Below are 24,689 nucleotides of genomic sequence, written 5' to 3'. Positions count from 1 at the left end.
CCCGGAGCGCGCTACGCGCGACGACCGCTCGCGGGCGTTCCGCCCCGCGACCCCGGCTTGAGTCCGCTACGCGGACCCGGCCCTGCGGGCCGGAACTTTAAGCGGTTTCCCCCGGGAGTACCTTGCCAGTACCCGCAGGCTACCGCCGCTCCCCACGGGTACACTAGCTGAAGGCTCAATTCAGGTTGCGGGCGCACCCAACGATGGAAACAACGGTGCGGCGAACTTGCCGAGTGGGGGCACACGCATCGACTTGACCGGTCGCGGGGTCAGTTGCGGGCAGGGGCCAACTGACGTGCGCCTTGCGCTCCCAACGACCGAAGCCGGATGGCTCGCCGGGAACGCACGGCGGAAAACAACGCCCGTTCCGGGCGTTCGCGCGCTCTGCGCGCGTGCGCGGCGAAGCCGCGCAGTTTTCCGCCTCCCCGTGGGCGCTGCGCGCCACGCAAAAGCGGCCGTGCCTCCCCAGGCGCACTTCCGGTACGGTTCCGGAGACTTGCCGGCAGAGGCATTGCGCCCGCGGCGCGGCGGCGGGCGGGATGCTGTACACCCGTCCGTTCATCCGTGGACGGGGCGCCGCCGACTTTGGCCGAAGGCCAACCGGAGGCGGCGCGGGGGTCAAGGGGGCGCAGCCCCCTGCGGTTTCTTTCCCCTATTTCTTGGGCGGCCAAGAAATAGGGCCGCCTGCCGGGGCGGGACCCGGCAGCTCTGCCGCTTCATGAGCGGCACATTTAAGCCCGCCGTCGGTCGATTACCGACAAACTCTGCCGCTCACTGAGCGGATGATCTAAATCCGCCGTCGGCCGGCCACCGACAAGCTCCGCCGCTCGATGAGCGGCAAACCCAAAACTTCCGCAACGCAAAGAAACCGCCTTGCGGCGGCTTTCCGCGTGTCGCGCCGCCTTATCGCCGCAATCGGAGCGCGCGGTCTGCGCGACGCAAAGAAACCGCTTTGCGGCGGCTTTCCGCGTGTCGCGCCGCCTTATCGCCGCAATCGGAGCGCGCGGTCTGCGCGACGCAAAGAAACCGCCTTGCGGCGGTTTCTTTGCAGGGAAACGTGTATTTATTTGACCAAGCCCCGGGACGGCTTCCGCGCGCTGTTAACGCGGCCCGTCCAAGCGGTGGTTGGCGTCGGAGAAAATTAGGCGCTGTGCGTCCGGTAAGCGCTCTTTTTTGGAATCCGCATGGTATAGCAGATGTATTCCTCATCCTCGACCTTGGTGGTGTTGATGTCGATGCCCGCCAGCTTCATGGTGGAGACCGCTTTGGAGATCGTGTTCATAAAGACGCGCAGGTCCTTCACGATAAAGAGACGGGTGGCCCTGCGCGGCTCTTCCTGCTCTTCGACAGGCTCGAGAAGCGCGTCCACATACCGCTCGGTCTCCCCCACGTTTAGGCGCTCCCGCACGATATGCTCCAGAGCCGCCGCGACGGTGATCTCATCCGGGAGCTTGAGCAGGGCGCGCGCGTGGCGTTCGGTCAGGCCCGCGTCGAGCATCCGGCGGCGGAGCGGTTCGCTGAAGGTCAGCAGGCGCAGCTTGTTGGCGACGGTCGACTGCGCCTTGCCCAGCCGTTCCGCTACCTGCTGCTGGGTCATTTCGCACCGCTGCATCAGCTGTTGGATGCCCACCGCCTCTTCAAAATAGTTGAGGTCCTTGCGCTGGAGGTTTTCCACCAGGGAAAATACGGCGGATTTTTCGTCGTCGAACTGTTCGACGATGGCGGGAATCTTGTCCAGATGGAGCATCCGGCAGGCCATCAGCCGGCGTTCCCCCGCGATGAGCTCGTACCCCGTTTCGGTGCGGCGCACCGTGATCGGCTGGAGCAATCCGCTTTGGGAGATGCTGTCGGCCAGTTCCTTCATGCCCTTGGGATCAAACTGCCTGCGCGGCTGGTAGGGGCTCGAGGTGATCTCGTTGACATCCAGCAGGACGACCCGGTTGACCGTGCGCTGTTTTGAAAACTTCATGGCATTTCACGTCCTTCCGTTTGTCCTTGACTAGATGGTACCATGAAATATTCCTGATTTCCAGAAATTTCGGTCGCAGGAAAAAGCAAAATCCGCCAGCCTGGGACATCAGGCCAGCGGATTTTTTGCCATTTTCGCGTGCGGACGTGGGTATTTTGTCGAGGTCTGCGATATTTTCTTGACGCAGACAATCGTCCTGCGGCTTCCGTCCGGCAGTTCCAGCCGTTCGATCCGGTCGATTTTCCCGCCCAGAAGCTCCACCGCCCTGCGGGATTCCTCCAGCTCCATGTCCACGTCGCCCCCCTTGAGCGCCGCGAACATGCCGCCTACCCGCACCAGCGGCAGGCAGTATTCGCTCAGCTCCCGCAGGTGCGCCACCGCCCGCGCGGTCGCAAGCGCATATTGCTCCCGGTGTCCGGGCTGCCTGCCCGCCTCCTCGGCGCGCGCATGGACACAAACGTTTTCTTCCTGCCCGAGCGCGCCGGACAGTTCCCGCAGAAAAACCAGCCGTTTATTCAGGCTGTCAAGCAGCGTGACCCGCAGGTCGGGCCGCACGATCTTCACCGGCACCGACGGAAAGCCCGCACCGGTCCCCACGTCGACCAGGGTCGCCCCCACGGGGGGTGTGAACGCCCTGAGCAGGGTCAGGCTGTCCACAAAATGCTTGACGACGATCTCCCCCGGCTCGGTGATCGCCGTGAGGTTCATCCTTTCGTTCCACTCGACGAGCAGCTCCGCGTACCGGTCAAACCGCTCCAGCTCGGCCTCCCCGAGCGGAAGCCCGAGCGCGGCCGCATACTCCGCGAGCATCCTTTTGTCAATCATGTCTTCCCTCCCCTGCGCTGTTCCAGCCAGATCAGCATCACCGAGATATCCGCGGGACTCACCCCGCTGATGCGCGACGCCTGCCCAATGTTGACGGGGCGGATCTTCCCGAGTTTCTCCGCTGCCTCCAGCCGCAGCCCGCCGATCCCGCGGTAATCGATGTCGGCGGGCAGCGCGCGGTTTTCCAGCCGACGCATCTGCTCCACCTGGGCGAGCTGCTTTTTGATGTAGCCCTCATATTTGATCGTGATCTCCGCTTCCTCCCACACGTCGCGCGGAAGCCCCGGACGCTCCGGGTCGAAGGGCGCGAGGTCGGCGTAGCCGAGCTGCGGGCGGCGCAGCAGCTCCGCGAGCCGTACCGAAAGGGTGATCGGCGCCGTTTCACGTGAAACAAGCAGGCCGTTCAGTTCCTCCGAGGGCGCGGCGGACGTTTTCCGCAGCCGCGCGATTTCCCCTTCGATCAGCGTCTGCTTCTCCCGGAACCGCCGCCAGCGCTCCTCCCCGATGAGGCCAAGCTCATGCCCGGTAGGGGTCAGGCGCGCGTCGGCGTTGTCCTGCCGCAGCAGCAGGCGGTATTCCGAGCGGGAGGTCATCATGCGGTAGGGGTCGTTGCAGCCCTTGATCACGAGGTCGTCGATCAGCGTGCCGATATAGGAACTCGCGCGGTCGAGGATCAGCGGCTCCTTCCCCTGGGTCTGGCGGGCGGCGTTCACGCCGGCCACCAGGCCCTGCGCGGCGGCCTCCTCATATCCGGAGGTGCCGTTGAACTGCCCCGCGCCGAAGAGCCCGCCGACCGCTTTGCATTCAAGCGACGCGCAAAGGCAGGTCGGATCGATGCAGTCGTACTCGATCGCATAGGCGTTGCGCATAATCTGTATCTTTTCAAAGCCGTCGATCGTGCGGTAGAGCGCGACCTGCACCTCCTCGGGCAGCGACGAGGACATCCCCTGCAAATACATCTCATTGGTATCCAGCCCCATCGGCTCGATGAAAAGCTGATGGCGGGTCTTGTCGGCAAAGCGGACGACCTTGTCCTCGATGCTCGGGCAGTAGCGCGGCCCGATCCCCTCGATCATTCCACCATAGAGGGGGGAACGGTGGAGATTTTGGCGGATGACGGCATGGGTGCGCTCGTTCGTGTAGGCCATGTAGCAGACCGCGCGGTTTTGGAGGCCCGCCGGGTCGGTCTCAAAGGAGAAGGGGGTGATCGGGTCGTCCCCCTCCTGCGGCTGAGTCTTGGAAAAGTCGATCGAACGGCGGTCAACCCGCGCGGGGGTGCCGGTCTTGAAGCGGCGGAGCGGGAGGCCGAGCGCCCGCAGGGAATCGGAGAGCGGGCCCGCCGCATGCATCCCGTCCGGTCCGCTCTCAGCGGCGTACTCCCCCACAAAGATTTTGCCGCGCAGGTAGGTGCCGGTGCAGAGCACGGCGGCCTTCACCCCGTAGACCGCGCCCAACGCGGTGACGACGGCGGACACGCGGCCGTTCTCCGCGCGGATATCGACGATCTCGGCCTGCTTGAGGTCGAGGTTTTCCTGGCATTCGAGCACGCGCTTCATATAGCGGTGATACTGCTTGCGGTCGGCCTGCGCGCGCAGGCTGTGGACCGCCGGGCCCTTGCCGCGGTTTAGCATCCGGGACTGGATAAAAGTGGCATCGGCGGCCTTAGCCATTTCGCCGCCGAGCGCGTCGATCTCCCGGACGAGGTGCCCCTTCGCAGTGCCGCCGATCGAGGGGTTGCAGGGCATGTTGCCGATCGCGTCGAGGGACATGGTAAAGAGCACAGTGCGTGCGCCAAGCCGCGCGGCTGCGAGCGCGGCCTCGATGCCCGCGTGTCCCGCGCCGATCACGGCGACGTCATAGCCGCCTGCCCGGTATTCCATTGAAACCCCTCCCTTCCCTTAAAATTCGGACTCTTCTATCGCGAAAGTTTTCGGGGTCAAGGGGGGCTTTTTCAAAAGCCCGCCCTTGCCGCGCCCGCAGGCGCGGAACGCCCCATCCTTCAGGCGTATTTTTCGGCCCCTTTTTACAAGAGAAAAAGGGGCGTTTGCCGTGGGGCGGTTTCCCGCCGGGGAACCGCCCCACGGCCTCCTCGTCTTTGCCCAGCGCGGGGAAGGCGCGCCCGCGGGCGCGCCATGGGGGCCTTTTCTCTTACAAAAGGCCCCCAAACCCCCAAAATGCGCCTGAAGCAGGGCCTGCGGGCCCAAGTGAGGGCTCCGCCCTCGCCGCCGGACCTCGTCCGGCGGCTCACCCGCCACCTTTTATAAAAGGTGGACGAAAATTTTTGTTTAAACAAAAAGCCATTTATTTTCCGACGCAGAAGCGGGAAAAAACCTGGTCGACGACCTCCTGCGTTGCGCGCCTGCCCGTCAACGTGAGCAGCGCGTCCACCGCGCGCTCGATGCAGACGCACACCGCGTCGTAGGAGACGCCCGCTTCCAGCGCGTCCGCCGCCTCGCGCACCTCCGCCAGCGCGTCCGCCACGGCGGCGCGCTGGCGCTCGTTGGCGACCACCGCCGCCGAAGGGTCGAAACGCTCAAGCAGAAAGAGCTCCTCAATCTTTTTTTTCAGCGCGTCCGCGCCCTCCGCCGACTTGGCCGAGAGCGTCACAACATGCGCGAAATTCTCCCGGAGGACCTCCATATCCAGTCGCTGTGGCAGGTCGTTTTTGTTCACGAGGGCGATGCAGACCGCGTCCTTGCAGCAGCGGATCACGCGCAGGTCGTTTTCATCGAGCGCGTCCGAGCCGTCGAAGACCGCCAGCACGAGCTGCGCCCGCGCAAGCTCCCCGACCGCGAGGTCCACCCCCGCGCGTTCCACCGGGTCGTCAGTGCCGCGGATGCCCGCCGTATCCGACAGGCGCAGCACGATCTCCCCCAAACGGATCGTGTCGCTCACGATGTCCCGCGTCGTCCCCGCAATCTCGGTGACGATGCTCCGGGCGTGCCCCGCGAGCAGGTTCATCAGGGTTGACTTGCCCACGTTCGGCCGCCCGACGATCGCGGCGGAGATCCCCTCCCGGATGATCCTCCCCGTGTCGTAGGTGCCGAGCAGCCCCGCCAGGTCGTCTTCACAGCGGCGCAGTCCCCCGCCCAGCTCGGCCGGGTCCACCTCGGCGATCTCCTCCTCTGGATAGTCGATCCACGCGGCCAGGTGGGCGGCGTAGCCGGTGAGGGCGTCCGCCACGGCTTCGGCCCGGCGGTAGAGCGCCCCGTCCCGCGCGCTCAGCGCGGCGCGCGCCGCCTGCCGCCCCTCGGCGGAAATGAGGTCGGCGACCGCCTCCGCCTGCGTCATATCGAGCTTGCCGTTCAAAAAGGCGCGCCGGGTAAACTCCCCCGCGAGCGCGGGTCGCGCGCCCGCCGCAACGCAGGCGCGCAAAAGACGGTTGACGAGGTAGACGCCGCCGTGGACGGCGATCTCGACGACCTCCTCCCCCGTGAAGCTCCTCGGCGCGCGAAAGAGGGTGACGACCGCTTCGTCGATCTCCCCGTCCGCGTCGCCCGCCCGCCCATAGGCGCAGGTATACCCTTTCATCCCGGCCACGGTCTTTTCCCCGGCCAGCCGGACCACCCGGTCCGCGACCGCCACGGCCTCGGGGCCGGACAGGCGCACCACGCCGATCCCGCCGGTCCCCAGCGGCGTCGCGACCGCCGCGATCGTATCCATGCTCTGCATCCTGTCTCCTCCCGGCCCGCGGCCGTCCTGAAAATATTCGGAACGTGCAAGCGAGGAGGTTTCACGTGAAACCTCCTCGCAGTCAGAATCGGTGTTACAGGTCGATCTTGCCGTAGAGCGGCAGATCCTCTTCAACGCGGGCGGCGGGACGCGCGGGTTCGCTGCGCGGCTGCGCGGCCTGCTCGGAGGAATCCGGCTTCACATAGTGCTCGGGCTCCCGCTCAAGCTCCTTCATGTACTCGCGGTCCACATCGGTCGGGGTCGGCTTGACGCTCTCACGGGGCGCGCCGTCCCGGCGCGGGCCGCGGTCGCTGCGGAACCCGTCCCTGCGGGGGGGCCTGTCCCCTCCGCGGCGGTCGTCGCGCGGGCGGTCGTCCCTCGGCCTGTCGTCGCGGGGCCTGTCGTCACGCGGACGTCCCTCGCCGGGCCGTCCGTCCCTGCGGGGCGGTCGGCTTCCGCCGGCGCCGCCCGGACGCGGGCCGCGGCCTTTTCCGCCCCGCTGCTGCGGGCGCGGGTTGGTCGGGGAAATGACCACGCGGCGGTTGGGCTCCTCCCCGATGGAGGAGGAGGTCACGCCTTCGATCCCCGAAACGGTCGAATGGATGATGCGGCGCTCATAGGGGTTCATCGGCTCGAGGGTCGACGGCCTCCCATAGCGGACCGCGGAGGCGGAGAGCTTGCGCGCAAGCTGCTGCAGCGTGCGCTCCCGCTTTTCGCGGTAGTTGCCCGAATCGATCGTCACGCGCATGTAGTCGCCCTCCTGGCGGTTGGCGACCAGCCCGGAGAGGTATTGCAGCGCGTCGAGCGTCTCGCCGCGGCGTCCGATGATGACGCCCAGCCCCTCGCCCGACAGCCGCATGACGATGCCGTTATCGGTAAACGCCACGGAGATCTCCGCCGCGACGCCCATCTCAGCCAGCACCGACTTGACATAGTCGGCGGCGGTGCGCGCCTTACCCTCGACCGTGTCCGCGGCCACAAACTCCAGCGGCGGCTGCGGCTCGGCGGGCTCGGGCTTGCTTTCCGGTTTCGGCTCGGCGGCCTGCTCCGGCTTCGCCTCCGCTTTGGGGGCGGGCTTTTCCGCGCGGGGCTCCTGTTTTTTCGGCTCCCGGCGGGGCTCCTGCCGCTGTTGTTTTCCAGTATTTTCCTTTTTCTCAGGGCGCTCCTCCCGCCTCCTGGGCGCGGGGGCCTCGGGCTCCTCGATGAATACACGCACCTTGGCAGGGGTGTTGCGCAGGCCCAAAAAGCCGCGCTTGGGCAGGGTGACGATCTCAAAATCGATCGCGTCGCGCTCGACGCCCAATTCCTGGCAGGCGAGGTCGAGGGCCTCCTCGACGCTGCGCGCTTCCTTAATGACTTCACGCATGGCTTGTTTACACCTCCGTGATGGTTGCCGCGCGGTTGCGGGCGGCAAGTCCTGTTTACGCCTTCAGGTCGTCGTCGGTAACTTCCTTGTAGACTTCGCCGTATTTTTCGGCGTCGCGCTTCCTGGCCTCAGCCAGCTTGATGCGGTTGATCTCCTTTTGGGAGAGGGCGGTGTCGATGTCCTTTTCGCCGCGTTCACGCGCGCGCTTTTTGGCCTCGATCTTGGCCTGGCGGTCGGCCTCCTTTTTGGCCTCATACTCCGCCTGGGCCTTCGCGGCCAGCTTGGCCGGGTTCATATACCGGTTGAGCAGGAAGGTCTGAAGCGCCATGAGCAGGTTGGAGATGACCCAGTAGACGCCCAGTCCGGCGGGCACCACAAAGGAGATCCACGCGGACATCAGCGGCATCATGAGCATCATGCCCTTGGACATGCCGGCCGCGGCGGCGTTGTCGCCCGCGGCGGCCGCGGACTGGCGCATCGAGACCCACGAGACGAGCACGGAGGTCAGGAAGGAGAGGATCGGGATGAGCAGCAGGATGTTGAGCGCGAAGGTCGGCTGCTGGGTCAGGTCGATGGGGCCGATGGAAAGATCGAGCGACTGCACCTTCTGCACAAAATCCCCCAGGCCGGAAAAGGCATCGGGGTTCTGGTTGACCGCGTCGATGATGCGGATCTGGCGGGAGTAGTCCTTGGCGAGGTTCGCGTTGTTTAAGAGCCCCGCCGCGATCTCGGTCGCGCTCTCGATGGTCGGGCCGGCCACCCGGAGCAGGTGGGTCAGCGGGCGCTGGATGACGTCGTAAAGACCGAAGAGGATGGGCATCTGGATCGCCATGGGGAGACAGCCCGACATCGGGTTGTAGTTCTCCTCCTGGTAGAGCTTCATCATCTCTTCATTCATTTTTTCCTTGTTGTTCGCGTACTTCTTCTGGATCTCATCCATGCGGGGCTTGAAGATCTGCATCTTCACCATCGACTTTTGCTGCTTGATCGAAAGCGGGACCAGGCAGGCGCGCACGATGATGGTAAAGAGCAGAAGGGCGACGCCGTAGATGGGGATCACCTTGAAGCAGGCCCACATTACCCAGCCGAGCGGGTAACCGAATATGGAATATAGCCAAGCCATCTATTCTAGTTCCTCTCTTTTTGATTTCGAAATGAAAAGGTCTCGGGGACAGGATCGATCCCGCCCGGGTGAAACGGATGGCACTTTAGAATCCGTCTCAGCGCGAGATAGCCGCCGCGCAGCGCGCCAAAGCGCTCGACGGCGGTGTAGGCATAGGCCGAACAGGTCGGATAGAAGCGGCAGGTGGGCCTTCCCTTGAGCGGGGAAAGCAGCCGCCGGTAGAGCCTGATCAGGAAGAGCAGCAGGCGTTTCATGATTTTTTGCCCAGCTTTTCGATGACCGACCGCATTGCCCGCATGACCTCCTGCGTGGAGGCGAAAACCGTTTTGGTGCGGGCGACAAAGACGTAGTCGTTCCCGACGGGGAACTGCGGTTCCAGCAGGCGGTAGGCCTCCTTGAGGACCCGCCGCGCGCGGTTGCGCCTGACCGCCTTGCCGATCTTCTTGGTAGCGGTCAGCCCGATGCGGTTGATGCCTTTGTGGTTTTTGAGGACGTAGACCACAACTACGGGAGTGGTAAAGGCACGGCCCCGATAGTAGGCTCTGCGGAATTCCTTGTTGAGCGTCAGGGTTTCGGTGTGGAGCATGGGTGTTCCTCCAAACATGCGGCGGGACCCCTCAGCCGCGCTGCCGCCTGATAAAAATAAAGACCACAACGCGAGCTGTGGCCGTCTATTTTCCGATGCAAACATCGCAGCGCCGCGAAAGGGGCTTTTCCGGGAAAGGCGTCCCGCCGCCCCGCGCGGGGCGCGGGGAACAGACCGGGATCAGTGGGTCAGGCGAGCCCTGCCCTTCGCCCTTCTGCGGGCAAGCACCTTGCGGCCGTTCTTGGTCGCCATACGTTTGCGGAAACCGTGTTCTTTTTTCCTCTGAAGCTTTTTCGGCTGATAGGTCCGAATCATTGTCAACCCTCCTCTCCTGCGGTCGATTCCATATCCTGCGCCCGCGGCGGCAGGCCGCGTGCGCGGGGAATTCTTTTTTACCTTGCAGATAAGCATTATACCGCACTTTGCGGCGGTTTGTCAAGGCATGGCCCCGTATTTGCCGAATTCCCTCGGCTGCGGCAGTTTCGCGGCGACGGAAAACGCGCCCCCACTACTATATAAATATGTAGATTCTGCCGTATGTGGAATACTTGAAAGAACGCCCGTTTTGTGGTATGATTAAAAAGTTACAGGTTCTGTTGAAAAACGGTGGAATTTCTCCTTTTTCACACAGTCCCGGGCCGGTTTGCACCGGTTCTCCACACTCACCAAAGGAGCTGTTCCCATGGAATCATTCGCCGACCTATTCCCGCTCGTGCTCGACCACTGCAAAGGGAAAATCTCCGACGTGGCCTTCAACCTCTGGCTCAAGGACATCGTCCCGGTCCGGCTCGTGGAGTCGACCGCTTATTTAAAGGTAAACTCCGAGTTCAAGATGAACATCGTCAAGGAGAAGTACACCGCCATCCTCCAGACCGCCTTCGAGGAGGTCCTCGGCTTTGAGGTCGGCATCGACGTCTCCTGCGACGGCCCCTCGGCGGGACAGGCCTCTTCCGTCGAGCCGCTGCCCGCCGACGCGGACAGCTCGGTGAGCGGCGGGGAGTACGACTACACCTTCGACACCTTCATCGTCGGCTCCTCCAACAAGTTCGCGCACGCGGCCTCTCTTGCCGTCGCGGCCAACCCCGCCAACGCCTACAACCCCCTCTTCATCTACGGCGGCTCCGGGCTGGGCAAGACCCACCTGCTCCACGCGATCTGCACCGAGATCCGCAAAAACAAGCCCGACTGCAACATCATCTACGTCAAGGGCGACGAGTTCGCCAACGACATCATCACCGCCATCCGCGACCAGAACACCGCCGCCTTCCGCGAGCGGTACCGCAAGGCGGACGTGCTGCTCGTCGACGACATCCAGTTCATCGGCGGCAAGGAGAGCACGCAGGAGGAGTTCTTCCACACCTTCAATACCCTCTACGAGGCGGGCAAGCAGATCGTCCTCGCGTCCGACCGGCCCCCCAAGGAGATCAAGACGCTGGAGGACAGGCTCCGCACCCGCTTTGAGTGGGGGCTGCTCGCGGACATCCAGGCGCCCGACTATGAGACGCGCATCGCGATCATCCGCCGCAAGGCGCAGCTGCTGGACATCCAGATCCCCGACGACGTGGCCGAGTACATCGCCAACCGCCTCAAGACGAACATCCGCCAGCTCGAAGGCGCCGTCAAGAAGCTCAAGGCCTATAAGCTCCTGCAGGGCACCAACCCGTCGATCGTCATCGCGCAGAACGCGATCCGCGACATCCTCAACGACAACCAGCCGGTGCCCGTCACGGTCGAGCGGATCATCTCGGAGGTCGGCCGCACCTACGGCATCTCGCCGCAGGACATCCGCTCCAACAAGCGCAGCGCCCAGATCTCCTCCGCGCGGCAGATCTCCATCTACATCGTGCGCGAGATCACCCAGATGTCGATGTCCACCATCGGCGAGGAGTTCGGCGGGCGCGACCACAGCACGATCGTCTACGCGATCCAGCAGGTCGAAAAGAACATGGCCAACGACCTGCGCTACAAGGAAACGATTGAGGATATCGTCAAGAATATCCGCGACAGCTGATTTTTTCCACTTTCCACTCTCCACATCTGCCAAATCCCGTGGAAGATTTTTGAGACCTTCCACGATTTCCACAAAGTTTTCCACATTTTCTCTACTTTCCGCCCCACTTTTCCACAGCGGCGTGGAAACGGCGGCCGGGAATGCCCTTTTCCACCAATCGCTTCCCCGGTTCTCCTCGCGGCCGGCCGCCCGCGAACCAGCCGGTGCTCCGCCTTTCCGGGGCGTCTCCACTTTTGCGCGCCCCCTACTACTACGGCTATTTTTCTTTTACTCTCTCTATCCAAATCAGAATCCTTTTTCCGCTGTGGAAAAACCCACCGCGGATTCTTCTATCATCTAGGAGGTGCTTTGATGAACGTCATCTGTGACAAACAGCTTCTCGTGGAAGCAGTGGGCAACGTCTCCCGCGCGGTCTCCGCGAAAAACACCCTCGCGGCGCTCGAAGGCGTGCTGCTGCGCGCGCAGGACGGGCGGCTCTACCTGACCGGCTACGACCTCGAGCTCGCGATCTCCACGGCGATCGAGGCGAAGGTTCTCGCGCCGGGCGAGATCGTCCTCTCCGCGCGGATCTTCCTCGACATGATCCGCCGGATGCCCAGCGAGACGATCAGCATCACCTCGGACGAAAAGATGCTGACGCTGATCAAGGGCTCCCTCACCGAGTACACCATCCTCGGCATCCCGGCGTCGGAATACCCCGAGCTGCCGGCGGTCAACCAGACCACCGAGATCAGCCTGCCGCAGGCGGCGCTCAAGAACATGATCAACCAGACACTCTTTGCGGTGGCGGTGAGCGACAGCAAGCCGGTCCACACCGGCTCCCTCTTCGATATCAAGGGCGGGGAGCTGAACGTCGTCTCGGTCGACGGCTACCGCCTCGCCCTGCGGCGGGAGAAGGTCGCGTTTGACAGCGATTTCTCCTTCATCGTCCCCGGCAAATCCCTTTCCGAGGTGGCAAAGCTTCTCAGGGACGAGGAGGGCGACATTGAGATCGCCGTCTCAAAACGACATATTATCTTCAAGGCCGGGAGTTATAATGTAATATCCAGGCTGTTGGAGGGAGAATTCCTCGATTACCGGGCGGCCATCCCCGCGGGCGGGCAGACGACCGTCAAGATCAGCACGCGCGAGCTGATCGCCGCCATCGACCGCGCCTCCCTGCTCATTTCGGACAATATCAAAAGCCCCCTGCGGCTCAAATTCGAGGGCGGCGTGATCAAGATCTCCTGTTCGACCGCGATTGGCAAGGCGTACGACGAGATCACCTGCCAGCAGACGGGCGACGACGTGGAGATCGGCTTCAACAGCCGCTACATGCTCGACGCGCTCAAGGCGAGCGAATGTGACGAGATCCAGCTGCTCATCAACGGGGCGCTTTCCCCGATCAAGCTGGTTCCGCTCGAGGGGGACAGCTTCACCTTCCTCGTGCTGCCGGTGCGGCTCAAGTCGGAATGACCGGGGGAAGGGTGAAACGCGAATGAAGATCACGATCAGGCCCCCCTTTATCAAGCTGGATGCGCTGCTTAAATTTGCCGGCGCGGCCGAAACCGGCGGGCAGGCCAAGGAGCTCGTCGCCGCCGGGAAGGTGACGGTCAACGGGGAAATATGCACCATGCGGGGCAAAAAGATCTTCCCCGGCGACGTCGTAACCGCCGGAGATTCCGAAATCGAGGTTGTGTAACAGGTGAAGATCAACCGCATCCGGATCAGCGATTTCCGCAATATCGCCTCGCTCGAGCTGGAGCTTTCGGACGGCGCCAACGTCGTCTACGGGGACAACGGGCAGGGCAAGACCAATTTTGTCGAGGCCGTGTGGCTTTTCACGGGGGCCAAGAGCTTCCGGGGCGCGAAGGACGGGCAGCTCGTCCGCTTCGGCGCGCCGCAGGCCGGGCTGGAGATGGAATTTTTCGCCGCCGGCCGCGACCAGCATGCCCGTGTGACCATCGAGGGGCGGCGCGGCGCGGCGCTCAACGAGATCCCGCTCAAATCCGCCGCCGAGCTGGCGGGGCATTTCTGCGCGGTGGTCTTTTCGCCCACCCACCTCTCCCTCATCAAAAACGGACCGCTCGAAAAGCGCAAGTTCATCGACACGTCAATCTGCCAGATCAAGCCCAAGTATATCCACATCCTGAACCAGTACACCCGCGTGCTAGACCAGCGCAACCGCCTGCTCAAGGACATTTCCTATGAGACGAGCCTCTTCGACACGCTGGACGTCTGGGACGCGCGGCTGGCCTCCTTCGCGGCGGTGCTGATCAAGACGCGCGCCTCCTTCATCGACCGCCTCTCCCCCTTCGCGCGGGAGACCTACGCGGGTATTTCCGGGGAAAAGGAGGCGCTCGGGCTGGAATACCAGTCGTCGCTCCGGTGCGACACGGCGCGCTCCATCCCCGAGATCGAGGAGCAGGTGCTTGAGGACCTGCGCGCCCACCGGGGGGAGGACATCCGCAGCCGGGTGACCGGGCTCGGCCCCCACCGGGACGACATCGCGGTCACCCTCGATGGCAACAGCGCGCGGGTGTTCGGGTCGCAGGGGCAGCAGCGCTCCTGCGTGCTCGCCCTCAAGATGGCCGAGTGCGAAATCATCCGGGAGACGATCGGCGAATATCCCGTCGTCCTGCTCGACGACGTGATGAGCGAGCTGGACGCGGCGCGCCGCGACTACCTGCTCAACCATCTCAGCGGGCGGCAGCTCATCATGACCTGCTGCGACCGGGCGGACTTCAAGCACCTGACGAGCGGCGTCAGCGTCAAACTGGAGGGCGGGCGCGTCCTCACGACCAGGAAATACGAGTAAAGGGGCGGGGAATATGTACCTGCATCTCGGACAGGACACGGTGGTGCGCACCGACGAGATCATCGGCATCTTCGATCTGGAGAACACCTCGATCTCAAAGATCACCAAGGAATTTCTCGCCAGGTCGGAAAAGGGCGGGCTCGTCGTGAACGTCTCCTACGAGCTTCCGAAGTCCTTTGTCATCTGCGGCAGGGGCCGCCGCGACCCGAAGGTCTACATCACGCAGATCTCCTCCGCGACCCTCAAAAAGCGGGCGGGCTTCGTGGACGGGCTGGCGAACATTGAACACGGATAACAGGCCGGAAACGGCTTTACCGGATATTATCGCCCGGACGGGCGGACACAAAGGCCCGCACGGGGCCGAAAGGAGCGGTTACAGTTGGATACAGTGGACAACAACCCGGCGGGAATCCCGACCGAGGAAGCAAATTACGACTCCTCGCAGATCCAGGTGCTCGAGGGGCTGGAGGCGGTACGCAAGCGGCCCGGCATGTATATCGGGTCGACGGGGCCGCGCGGCCTGCACCATTTGGTCTATGAGATTGTCGACAACTCGATCGACGAGGCGCTCGCGGGCTATTGCTCGATGATCGAGGTGGACCTGCTTCCCGGCGAGATCATCAAGGTCTCGGACAACGGCCGCGGCATCCCCGTCGGCACCCAGAGCCAGACCGGCCTTCCCGCCGTCACCGTCGTCTTCACCATCCTGCACGCGGGCGGCAAGTTCGGCGGCAGCGGCTACAAGGTGTCGGGCGGCCTGCACGGCGTGGGCGCCTCGGTCGTCAACGCCCTGTCCGAGTGGCTCGAGGTCGAGGTGTGCGACGGCGAGCACCGCTACTACCAGCGGTTCGAGCGTGGCAAGGAGTGCGCGCCGCTCGCAATCACCGGCGACACCGACCAGAAGGGCACCCAGGTCGCCTTCCGGGCCGACCCGGAGATCTTTGAGGAGGTTCTTTACGACTACGACACCCTGCTGCGCCGGCTGCGCGAGCAGGCGTTCCTCAACGCGGGGGTCTACATCGTCCTGCGCGACCAGCGGGGGACCGAGACGGTGGAGGAGCACCTCCACTACGAGGGAGGCATCCGCAGCTTCGTCGAGCACATCCACCAGCAGAAGGGCGTCGAGTCCCTGCACGACGAGGTCATCTACCTCGCGGCGCGGGAGGGGGACAACACCGCCGAGGTGGCGCTGCAGTACAACGACAGCTACACCGAGCTGCTGCTCTCCTTTGCGAACAACATCCACACGACGGACGGCGGCGCGCACGAGGTCGGGTTCAAGGCGGCGCTCACCCGCGTGATCAACGACTACGCCCGCCGCTACAACATCCTTAAGGACAACGACGAAAACCTCAAGGGCGAGGACGTGCGCGAGGGGCTGACCGCGATCATCTCGGTCAAGTTGACCGACGCGCAGTTCGAGGGCCAGACCAAGGCAAAGCTCGGAAACACGGCGGCGCGCACCCTGGTGGACACCCTCGTCTACGACAAGCTGACCACCTATTTCGAGGAAAATCCGACGGTCGCCCGCACGATCATCGAAAAATCGCTGGGCGCCTCCCGGGCGCGCGAGGCCGCGCGCAGGGCGCGCGAGGTCGCCCGCCGCAAATCGGTGCTCGAGACCGCGTCGCTGCCCGGCAAGCTGGCCGACTGCTCCCAGCGGGGGCGCGACGGCACCGAGATCTACATCGTCGAGGGAGACTCGGCGGGCGGCTCGGCCAAGATGGGCCGCGACCGCAAATTCCAGGCGATCCTGCCCCTGTGGGGCAAGATGCTCAACGTGGAGAAGGCCCGGCTCGACAAGGTCTACGGCAACGACAAGCTCATGCCGATCGTCACCGCGCTGGGCACCGGCATCGGCGAGGAGTTCGACCTCGAAAAGCTCCGCTACGGCAAGATCATCATCATGGCCGATGCGGACGTCGACGGCTCCCACATCCGAACGCTGCTGCTCACCTTCTTCTTCCGCTACATGCGCCCGCTGATCGAGGAGGGGCACGTCTGCATCGCGCAGCCCCCGCTCTTCAAGATCAGCCGCGGCAAGCAGGTGCGCTACGCCTTCTCGGACAAGGAGCGGGACGACTATATCCGGGAGCTCTGCCCCGACGGCAACGGCAAATGCGACGTCCAGCGCTACAAGGGCCTCGGCGAGATGGACCCCGAGCAGCTGTGGGAGACGACGATGAATCCCGAAAACCGCACGATGATCCGGGTCCAGATGGAGGACGCGGTCAAGGCGGACGAGATTTTCACCATCCTGATGGGCGACAAGGTCGGCCCGCGCAGGGACTTTATCGAACAGAACGCGAAATACGTGCAGAACCTGGATATTTAACGTCTGGCAGAGAGGAGACGCACCATGCAGGAACAGGACAATTTTGAGACGCTGGAGGCCGCCGGGACGGTGGAGGAAGCTGCGGAGGCCATAGAGGAAGAGGCGGTCGTCAGCGACACCGGGGAAGAGCTCGCGCGGGAATTCCGGGCGGAGGCGGACGAGGGGGATGTGGACGCCGCGGAAAGCGTGCCGAAGGTCAAGAAGCTGTTTACGCTCAACTTCGCCCTCCCGCTGGAGGACTACCTGGATTTCTACCGTATCATGAACGCCGCGAACGTGAAGAAGAGCAAAAAGAAGATGACCATTATGGGCGCCGTCGAGATCGTCGTCGGCCTGCTGCTGGTCCTCTCGGTCGTGCTGGGATATTCCAAGGCCACGCCCCTTTCGTGGGTGCTACTGGCCATCATCTTCCTGCTCGGCTTCCGCAGCCTCTTTTACTACAGGTTCTTCTACGAGCGGGCGCTCTTCAAGGCGGTCAACAGGGAGTACCAGAAGAACGCCTACCTGCGGGAAAAAATGCTGATCGACTTCTACCCCAACAAATGCGTCGAGCACATCCAGAACAAGACGGTCGAGACCTACTGGCACACGATCGATTCGGTCAAGGAGTCGGAGGGGCTGTTTTTGATCATGCTGGAGCCCCGCCGCTGCCTGCTCGTCCCGAAATCCCAGATCGAGCCGCAGATCGACGCGGTGGAGAAGTTCCTCGCGGAGATGTGCGAAAACTATGAAAAGCCGAGGTATCAGGTATGAGCGATGAAAAGAACCCGGTCGTGACCGGGGAGCAGGAGACGGAGGAGCAGGCCGTCCTCCAGGCGGACCCGGAGGAGCCCGCCGCCACGGCGGAGGACGCCGGCGGGCCCGGGGCGGACGAGCTTGACGACGAATTCGACGACGACGAATACGAGAGCCGCCACGCCGAGGTCGACTACGGCCGGGTGGAGTTCTCCTATGAGACGCGCGAGGCGGACGTGCTCGACGGGGTCGAGATCTCCGACCGGAAGAACCGGGTCGACGCGCACCGCAACTTCCAGCTGCTCGGCGTGTTCGTCGTGATCTGGATGTTCTGGGGGGACCTCTTCAAAAACAACGGCACGCAGACCCTCGTCAGCTGGGTGATGGTGATCGCCGCGCTCGCGCTGCTCTTTTTGATCCTCAAGTTCCCCGCGAACAACAACCGCAAATACGCGGCGCGGCTGAAGGAACACTCCCCCCGCTTCGAGCTCGCGGCCACCCGCGACGGCATCGACGTGCGCGAGGGGGGCGGCAAATACTACATCGCCTTCTCCGGCTCGTGCAGCGTCTACGACTACAAGGGCGTCTACGCGATCTGCTACGACAAGAACAAGGTCGTCGCCGTGCCCAAAAACCAGCTCGACGAGGCCACCGCCGAGCGCTTTTGCGGCGTGCTGCGCCAGGGGCTCGGCGACCGGTTCGAGAAGGTGGCCGAGGACACGCGGCGGCCCCTCTTCGGAAAGAGGAAATGAGTTTCCGGCGGAAATCCAGGCGGCCCGAATAGGAGATGATACAGATGAAGAAGGAAACCCATGATTCCAAGGACGACGTGTTCGATTCCGAACTGATCGAACAGCGTATGCATAACATCGACATCGAAAGCGAGATGAAGAAATCCTTCCTCGACTATTCGATGTCGGTCATCGTCAGCCGCGCGCTGCCCGACGTGCGCGACGGCTTAAAGCCGGTGCACCGGCGCATCCTCTACACCCTGCACGAAAACGGCCTCACCCCCGACAAGGCCTACCGCAAATGCGCCGACACGGTCGGCAGCGTGCTCGGCCGGTACCATCCGCACGGCGACGCGTCGGTCTACGACGCGATGGTGCGCCTGGCGCAGGACTTTTCGATGCGCTACCCGCTCGTCGACGGCCACGGCAACTTCGGCTCGGTCGACGGCGACCCGCCGGCCGCCTACCGGTACACCGAGAGCCGCATGAGCAGGATGTCCCTCTCCCTGCTAACCGACATCGAGAAGGACACCGTCGATTTCATGCCCAACTACGACGACCGCCTCAAGGAGCCGGTCGTGCTGCCCTCCCGCTTCCCCAACCTGCTCTGCAACGGGTCGACGGGCATCGCGGTGGGCATGGCGACGAACATCCCGCCCCACAACCTCGGCGAGGTGATCGACGCCGCCTGCATGCTGATCGACAACCCCGACGCCTCCCTCGAGGAGATCATGCAGCACATCAAGGGGCCGGACTTCCCGACCGGCGGCATCATCATGGGGCGGGCGGGCATCCGCGCGGCCTACGCCACCGGGCGCGGCAAGATCACCCTGCGTTCCCGCTGCGAGGTCGAGGAGATGCCCAACGGCCGCGAGCGGATCGTCGTCACCGAGATCCCCTACATGGTCAACAAGGCGCGGCTGATCGAGTCGATCGCCGACCTTGTCAAGGAAAAGCGGGTCGAGCAGATCTCCGACCTGCGCGACGAGAGCGACCGGGACGGCATGCGCATCGTCATCGAGCTGAAACGGGACGCCAACGCCCAGGTGGTGCTCAACCGCCTCTACTCCTACACCCAGCTCCAGGACACCGTCGGCGTCATCATGCTGGCGCTGTCGGGCGGCGTGCCCAAGGTCATGCCGGTCAAGGAGATCCTCACCCACTACATCGACTTTCAGGGCGAGGTCGTCATCCGCCGCACGAAGTACGACCTGCGCAAGGCGAAGGAGCGCGAACATATCCTCGAGGGCCTCAAGCTCGTCTGCGACAACACCGACGAGGTCATCTCGATCATCCGGCACTCGAAGGACGTGCCCGACGCGAAGCAGAACCTGATCGAACGGTTCGCCATCACCGATATCCAGGCGTCCGCCATCGTGGCGATGCGCATGGGCCAGCTCTCCGGCATGGAGCGGATCAAGATCGAGGAGGAGCTGGCCGCGATCCTCGAACGGGTGGCGGAATATGAGGCGATCCTCGGCGACTACGGCCGCGTCATGTCGATCGTCAAGGAGGAGCTCGGCGAGATCCGCCAGAAATACGCCGACGAACGCCGCACCGAAATCGTGGCGGTGAGCGGCGAGGTGGACATCGAGGACCTCATTCCGGTCGAGGACTGCGTCATCACCCTCACCCACTTCGGCTACCTCAAGCGGCAGCCGGTCGACGCCTACCGCACCCAGCGGCGCGGCGGCCGCGGCGTTTCGGGCATGACGAGGCGGGAGGAGGACTTTGTGGAGGAGCTCTTCATCTGCTCCACCCACGACTATATCATGTTCTTCACCTCCAAGGGCCGGTGCTTCCGGCTCAAGGGCTATGAGATCGGCGAGGGCTCCCGCACCTCGCGCGGCACCAACATCGTCAACCTCCTGCAGATGGATTCCGACGAGAAGGTGACGGCGCTCATCAAGGTGGGGGCGGACGAGTACGACATGGACGACCGCTACCTCGTGATGGTCACGCGCAGGGGCGTGATCAAGCGCACCCCGCTGTCGGCCTACCGCAACGTCCGCCGCATGGGACTCATCGCGATCGGGCTGGACGACGGGGACGAACTCGCCTGGGTCCGCCAGACCGACGGCACCAGCGAGCTGATCGTTGCGACGCGGGGCGGCATGGCCATCCGCTTCGACGAGCAGGACGCGCGGCCCCTCTCCCGTTCGGCGCGCGGCGTGCGCGCGATCACGCTCGAGGAGGGCGACGAGGTCGTCGGCATGGCGCGGGTGCGCAAAAACGGCGACGCCACCGTGCTCACCGTGTCGGAGAGCGGGCTCGGCCGCCGCACCGAGGTCAGCCAGTACCGCCTGCAGAGCCGCGGCGGCAAGGGCATCCGTAACTACTATGTCGACCGCAACGGCCCCGTCGCGGGGGTCAAGATGGTGGACGGCGACGACGACGTGATCCTCATCACCGACGACGGCGTCATCATCCGCATCCCCGTGCAGGAGATCACCGTGCAGTCCCGTTACGGCGGCGGCGTGCGCGCGATGCGCGTGGCGGAGGACAGCCGCGTGGTGACGCTGGCGCGCGCTCCCAAGGAGGAGGCCGCCGACGAGGAGGGCCCGGACGGGGAGCAGGACGGTCCCGCCGAAGAGGCGGCGCCGGAGGAGAGCGGTTCCTGAGCGTAAAACTGTCCCCGGAACGCGGGCAGCCGCCCGCGTTCCGGGGACTTTTTGCGCGCAATCGGGAGGTTTCCCGCAAAATTCGGCCGAAACGCCCGAAAGCTCTGTACAAGCCCGGGTATTTTCGATATAATTGTTTCGTATGGTAAAAAATAAGAAAAAATTACGTAAAATGAAGTGGTGAAACAACTTGGATATTTTCGGGTTTATCAGCCTGCTGGGCGGATTGGCAATGTTCCTCTACGGCATGTCGATGCTGGCGTCCGGCCTGGAGCGCGCGTCGGGCGGCCGTCTTGAGCGGACGCTTGAGAAGATGACCGACACGGTGATCAAGGGGGTCGCGCTCGGCGCGCTGGTCACGGCGGCCATCCAGTCCTCCTCCGCGACGACGGTCATCGTCGTCGGCCTCGTCAACGCGCAGGTCCTCAAGCTGCGCAACGCCATCGGCGTCATCATGGGCGCGAACATCGGTACCACGATCACCGCGCACATCCTGCGCCTGAGCGACCTGCAAACGGACAACTTCTTCCTCATGCTCCTGAAGCCCAAATCCCTCGCGCCGCTGGCGATGATCGTGGGCATCCTCTTCTTCATGTCCGCCAAGCGCGACCGGCAGAAGAACATCGGCATCATCCTGCTGGGGTTCGGGGTGCTCTTCACGGGGATGTTCGCGATGGAGGGGGCGGTCGCCCCGCTGAGCAACGAGCCCTGGTTCACCAGCCTATTCGCGACCTTCCGCAACCCGGTCATCGGCATTCTGGTGGGTACCTTCGTCACCGCCGCGATCCAGTCGTCGGCCGCGTCGATCGGTATTTTGCAGGCGCTGACCTCCACCGGGCTGATCACCTATTCGATGGCGTTTCCGATCATCATGGGCCAGAACATCGGCACCTGCATCACGCCGATCCTGGCGTCGATCGGCGCCTCCAAAAACGCGAAGCGCACCGCCGCCGTGCATGTGAGCTTCAACGTCCTGGGCACCATCATCTTTGTCATCGGCTGCTACACCTTCCAGCACTTTGTGGGCTTCTCCTTCTGGGACGCGCCGATCGACAAGGGCGGCATCGCGAACTTCCATACGATCTTCAACGTGACGGTGACGCTGCTCTTCATCCCGCTGGTCGGCCTGCTGGAGAAGATCGCGCGCACGCTTGTCCGCGACAAGCCGGGCGACCGCGACCAGGAGATCACGGCGATCACGCTGGACGAGCGCCTGCTCGTCTCCCCCGGCCTCGCCGTGGAGCACGCCCGCGAGGCGGTCGTACAGATGGCGAACATCGCGCGGCAGAACTATCTGAGCGCGATCGGGCTGCTCTTCCAGTACGACCCCAAGGTGGTTGAACGGATCAACGAGAACGAGGACGTGGTGGACAAGCTCGAGGACCGCGTGGAGACCTACCTGCTGCGGCTGGGCGAGCGGGAGCTTTCGGACAGCGAAAACCGCAGCATCTCCGAGCTGCTGCACACCTGCGGCGAATTTGAGCGGGTGGCGGACCACGCGGAGAACATCTGCGAATGCGCGGACCGGATGTTTGAAACCAAGACCAAATTTTCCAAGAAGGCCACCGAGGAGATGCAGACGATCTGTGAGGCGGTCAAGGAGATCCTCGACCTGGCGGTCGACGCCTTCCAGAATGTGGACCGCAGGGCGGCGGCGAGCATCGCGCCGCTCGAAGAGGTCGTGGACGAGATGGAGCAGCTCCTCAAGGATAAGCACATCGACCGCCTGCGGCGCGGCAAGTGCACGGTGGACGCGGCGTTCCCCTATGTGGAGGCGCTTTCGAACATCGAGCGGATCGCGGACCTCTGTTCCAATGTGGGCGAGTCGGTGCTCACCTACGACAGCCGGATGGAGGAGATCGACCGCCACGAGTACAAACGACTGCACGGCGACCAGCACGACAGCGGCTACCAGGCGCAGTACGCGGCCTTTACGGCGAAGTACTACGGCCGCCTGAAAAAGAAGGCGGTTTCGGAATAAGCAAACGTTTCGTCCGCCTTTTCAAAGGTGGCGGGTGAGAAAAAGGCCGGCGCTTCGATCGAAGCGCCGGCCTTTTTCGAGGGCGGAGCCCCCAGCCCGGGCCCGCAGGCCCTGCTGCAGGCGCATTTTGGGGGTTTGGGGGCCTCGCTGCGGCGAGCGGCGCGGGGCTCTGCCCCGCGGCCCCGCGGCTTTTTGAAAAAAGCCGGCAAAAACCTTTGGTCAGTCGTCGTCAGAGGAGCTCTGCGAGGAAGAGACGTCCGCCGGCGGCACGTAGGGCAGATCCCACTTGGCGATTTCCAGGCCGCGCGCGCGTACCTCGTCGATCAAATCGCCGAGGATCTCCGCGTTGTCGTGGCTCACCGCGTGCAGCAGGTAGATCGCGCCCTCGTGGATAAACTTTTCCGTACGCTCCCGCGCCGCGTCCACGCCCGGCTGGTTATTCGGGTCCCAGTCCTTGTAGGCGAAGCTCCAGAGCACCGTCGTGTAGCCCGTCTGCTGGACCATGGCGAGCGTCTGCTCGCTGAACGCGCCCTCGGGCGGGCGGTAGAGGGTCATCTCATAGTCGAAGTTCTCCAGCATGTAGTCGTGGAGCTCCTTGATGTCCGCATAGGCGTCGTCGAGCGACTTCTGGGTCGGGTTCCAGTGGTGGCTGGTGTGGTTGCCCACGACATGCCCCTCGTCGATCATCCGCCGGACGAGGTCGGGGGAGGATTTCACAAACGGCAGGGTGACGAAGAAGACCGCGCTGACGTTTTTCTCTTTAAGTACATCGAGGATTTGCGGGGTGTAGCCGTTTTCATAGCCCTCGTCAAAGGTTAAGTAGAACTTTCCGCAGTCCGCCGGGGCGATAAAATAGGCGCCGTACTGGCCGTACTCCTCCTGGTGCACCTGCGGCTCGGTGGTGCGGTTTGCTTCGTCGACGAGCACGCCGGGGCCCCATTTGACCTGATCGCTGCCAAGAGCACCGATTTTGTCAAAATCGGTGCTCATGGTAGTGGTCACGGCGCTTTCGATATTGGACGCGACATCCGAGACGCCGTCCTCAATGTCGGATAGCAGATCATCCGGCTCGGAGGAAGACGGAGCCATGGAAGAAGCGGCCGGGGCCGAAGAGGGCGCGACGCTCGAGGAGGACGTATTGTCGTTCCGCGAGGTGCACGCAGTCAACGAAACGAGCATAACGAGCGCCAATGCCGTCGCGATGAACGCTTTGGTTGATTTCATTGGATTCTTCCTTTCACATTTGAACTGGGAAACCAGCATAAACCGGTGAAATAACGTGGTTATTTCGCAGTTATTGTATGCATCCGCGCCAAAAATAACAGCCCGGAGACAAGGAATGATTTCCCAAAACAAAAGTTTTTGAGCGCGTTCAGAGCTTTCCGGCCTGCCGCAGCGCGTAAAATTTTAAAATGCCGAGCTGGGTTTTCGCGTCGGGGATTTCCCCGTCGAGCACCATCTGCACCGCTTTTTCCACCGGGATGCGGCGGACGGTCAAAAACTCGTCCTCGTCGAGGTGCTGCCGGGTGGGACGCAGCCCGGTCGCGTAAAAGATATGGATGATTTCGGTGTCGTAGGCGCAGGTGGGGTACATCTTCGCCAGCGGCTGGAAGAGGTCGGCGGCGCAGCCGCATTCCTCCCCGAGCTCCCGCATGCCGCATTCGGCGGGGTTCTCCCCCTTCTCCAGCTTGCCGGCGGGCAGCTCGAGCAGCACGGCCCCAAACGGGTAGCGGAACTGCGACACAAAGAGGATGTTGCCGTTCTCGTCGAGCGCGAGCACCGCCACGCCGCCCGAGTGGTCGACCACCTCGCGCGCCGCGGTCGAGCCGTTTTCCAGTTCCACCATATCCCGCCGCAGGCTCAGGATCCTGCCTTCATAAATCACCCGTGAATCGATCGTTTTCTCATAGTGGGCCATATCCCATGTTCCTCCTGTA

General features: G+C 63.6%; 22 protein-coding genes. 11 read left to right on the top strand and 11 right to left on the bottom strand.

Annotation, left to right across the window (positions count from 1 at the left end; all coding sequences use genetic code 11):
• Positions 1–1,141: 1,141 nt before the first annotated feature.
• The 9 genes from ACZO3G_RS07735 to rpmH form a co-directional block, all read right to left on the bottom strand.
• Complete coding sequence (locus tag ACZO3G_RS07735; RefSeq protein ID WP_101553145.1) at positions 1,142–1,969, bottom strand: ParB/RepB/Spo0J family partition protein; 828 nt, start codon at positions 1,967–1,969, stop codon at positions 1,142–1,144.
• Between the two features lie 108 nt (positions 1,970–2,077).
• Entirely contained in the window at positions 2,078–2,794 is a 717-nt protein-coding gene (rsmG, locus tag ACZO3G_RS07730; protein WP_276872200.1) for a 16S rRNA (guanine(527)-N(7))-methyltransferase RsmG, read from the bottom strand.
• Positions 2,791–4,674 carry a tRNA uridine-5-carboxymethylaminomethyl(34) synthesis enzyme MnmG gene (gene mnmG, locus ACZO3G_RS07725; protein WP_276872199.1) on the bottom strand — a complete coding sequence of 628 codons (1,884 nt, stop codon included), beginning with the start codon at positions 4,672–4,674 and terminating at the stop codon, positions 2,791–2,793. The genes rsmG and mnmG overlap by 4 nt, the downstream gene beginning before the upstream one ends.
• Before the next feature lie 421 nt (positions 4,675–5,095).
• Positions 5,096–6,466, bottom strand: coding sequence for a tRNA uridine-5-carboxymethylaminomethyl(34) synthesis GTPase MnmE (gene mnmE, locus ACZO3G_RS07720; RefSeq protein WP_276872198.1), 1,371 nt, complete (start codon positions 6,464–6,466; stop codon positions 5,096–5,098).
• 94 nt (positions 6,467–6,560) lie between these two features.
• Complete coding sequence (gene jag / locus ACZO3G_RS07715; protein ID WP_276872197.1) at positions 6,561–7,832, bottom strand: RNA-binding cell elongation regulator Jag/EloR; 1,272 nt, start codon at positions 7,830–7,832, stop codon at positions 6,561–6,563.
• 55 nt (positions 7,833–7,887) lie between these two features.
• A complete protein-coding gene (gene yidC, locus ACZO3G_RS07710) occupies positions 7,888–8,955 on the bottom strand; it encodes a membrane protein insertase YidC (protein WP_101553140.1) in 1,068 nt (355 codons plus the stop codon).
• A 5-nt stretch (positions 8,956–8,960) separates the two neighbouring features.
• On the bottom strand, positions 8,961–9,212 hold the full coding sequence (yidD, locus tag ACZO3G_RS07705) for a membrane protein insertion efficiency factor YidD (RefSeq protein ID WP_101553139.1): 252 nt from the start codon (positions 9,210–9,212) through the stop codon (positions 8,961–8,963).
• Positions 9,206–9,541, bottom strand: a complete 336-nt coding sequence (rnpA, locus tag ACZO3G_RS07700) for a ribonuclease P protein component (protein ID WP_101553138.1) — start codon at positions 9,539–9,541, stop codon at positions 9,206–9,208. Before rnpA ends, yidD begins: the two co-directional genes overlap by 7 nt.
• A 180-nt stretch (positions 9,542–9,721) precedes the next feature.
• Positions 9,722–9,856: a 50S ribosomal protein L34 gene (gene rpmH / locus ACZO3G_RS07695; RefSeq protein ID WP_101553137.1), complete on the bottom strand. Its 135-nt coding sequence runs from the start codon at positions 9,854–9,856 to the stop codon at positions 9,722–9,724.
• Positions 9,857–10,223: 367 nt separating this feature from the next.
• Between rpmH and dnaA the strand changes: the two genes are divergently transcribed.
• From dnaA to ACZO3G_RS07645, 10 genes are all read left to right on the top strand, one after another.
• Entirely contained in the window at positions 10,224–11,552 is a 1,329-nt protein-coding gene (gene dnaA, locus ACZO3G_RS07690; protein ID WP_101553136.1) for a chromosomal replication initiator protein DnaA, read from the top strand.
• A 351-nt stretch (positions 11,553–11,903) separates the two neighbouring features.
• The gene (gene dnaN / locus ACZO3G_RS07685) at positions 11,904–13,007 is read left to right on the top strand and encodes a DNA polymerase III subunit beta (RefSeq protein WP_121586257.1); all 1,104 of its coding nucleotides are present in this window, start codon (positions 11,904–11,906) and stop codon (positions 13,005–13,007) included.
• A 22-nt stretch (positions 13,008–13,029) separates the two neighbouring features.
• Positions 13,030–13,233 (top strand): RNA-binding S4 domain-containing protein, encoded by a 204-nt coding sequence (locus tag ACZO3G_RS07680; RefSeq protein WP_101553134.1) that lies wholly within the window; start codon positions 13,030–13,032, stop codon positions 13,231–13,233.
• 3 nt (positions 13,234–13,236) lie between these two features.
• Positions 13,237–14,349, top strand: coding sequence for a DNA replication/repair protein RecF (recF, locus tag ACZO3G_RS07675; protein ID WP_276872193.1), 1,113 nt, complete (start codon positions 13,237–13,239; stop codon positions 14,347–14,349).
• Positions 14,350–14,362: 13 nt separating this feature from the next.
• Positions 14,363–14,644 (top strand): extracellular matrix regulator RemB, encoded by a 282-nt coding sequence (gene remB, locus ACZO3G_RS07670; protein ID WP_101553132.1) that lies wholly within the window; start codon positions 14,363–14,365, stop codon positions 14,642–14,644.
• A 93-nt stretch (positions 14,645–14,737) separates the two neighbouring features.
• Complete coding sequence (gyrB, locus tag ACZO3G_RS07665; RefSeq protein WP_418664336.1) at positions 14,738–16,684, top strand: DNA topoisomerase (ATP-hydrolyzing) subunit B; 1,947 nt, start codon at positions 14,738–14,740, stop codon at positions 16,682–16,684.
• A 24-nt stretch (positions 16,685–16,708) separates the two neighbouring features.
• A complete protein-coding gene (locus tag ACZO3G_RS07660) occupies positions 16,709–17,437 on the top strand; it encodes a YcxB family protein (RefSeq protein ID WP_101553131.1) in 729 nt (242 codons plus the stop codon).
• Positions 17,434–18,171 carry a hypothetical protein gene (locus ACZO3G_RS07655; RefSeq protein WP_276872187.1) on the top strand — a complete coding sequence of 246 codons (738 nt, stop codon included), beginning with the start codon at positions 17,434–17,436 and terminating at the stop codon, positions 18,169–18,171. Before ACZO3G_RS07660 ends, ACZO3G_RS07655 begins: the two co-directional genes overlap by 4 nt.
• 44 nt (positions 18,172–18,215) lie before the next feature.
• Positions 18,216–20,771 carry a DNA gyrase subunit A gene (gene gyrA, locus ACZO3G_RS07650; protein ID WP_276872185.1) on the top strand — a complete coding sequence of 852 codons (2,556 nt, stop codon included), beginning with the start codon at positions 18,216–18,218 and terminating at the stop codon, positions 20,769–20,771.
• Positions 20,772–20,961: 190 nt separating this feature from the next.
• A complete protein-coding gene (locus ACZO3G_RS07645) occupies positions 20,962–22,752 on the top strand; it encodes a Na/Pi cotransporter family protein (protein ID WP_242970885.1) in 1,791 nt (596 codons plus the stop codon).
• A gap of 219 nt (positions 22,753–22,971) precedes the next feature.
• On the opposite strand, the gene ACZO3G_RS07640 is transcribed toward ACZO3G_RS07645, so the two are convergent.
• Positions 22,972–23,841: a polysaccharide deacetylase family protein gene (locus ACZO3G_RS07640; RefSeq protein ID WP_288234454.1), complete on the bottom strand. Its 870-nt coding sequence runs from the start codon at positions 23,839–23,841 to the stop codon at positions 22,972–22,974.
• Between ACZO3G_RS07640 and ACZO3G_RS07635 the strand changes: the two genes are divergently transcribed.
• The gene (locus ACZO3G_RS07635; protein WP_276872181.1) at positions 23,840–24,025 is read left to right on the top strand and encodes a hypothetical protein; all 186 of its coding nucleotides are present in this window, start codon (positions 23,840–23,842) and stop codon (positions 24,023–24,025) included. The two genes, ACZO3G_RS07640 and ACZO3G_RS07635, sit on opposite strands and share 2 nt — an antisense overlap.
• A 99-nt stretch (positions 24,026–24,124) precedes the next feature.
• Here ACZO3G_RS07635 and ACZO3G_RS07630 read toward each other — a convergent pair whose 3' ends face one another.
• Positions 24,125–24,670, bottom strand: coding sequence for an NUDIX domain-containing protein (locus ACZO3G_RS07630; RefSeq protein WP_101553126.1), 546 nt, complete (start codon positions 24,668–24,670; stop codon positions 24,125–24,127).
• Positions 24,671–24,689 lie beyond the last annotated feature (19 nt).

Source organism: Anaerotruncus sp. (assembly GCF_057433415.1).
This window is presented reverse-complemented; position numbering and strand designations above follow the sequence as displayed.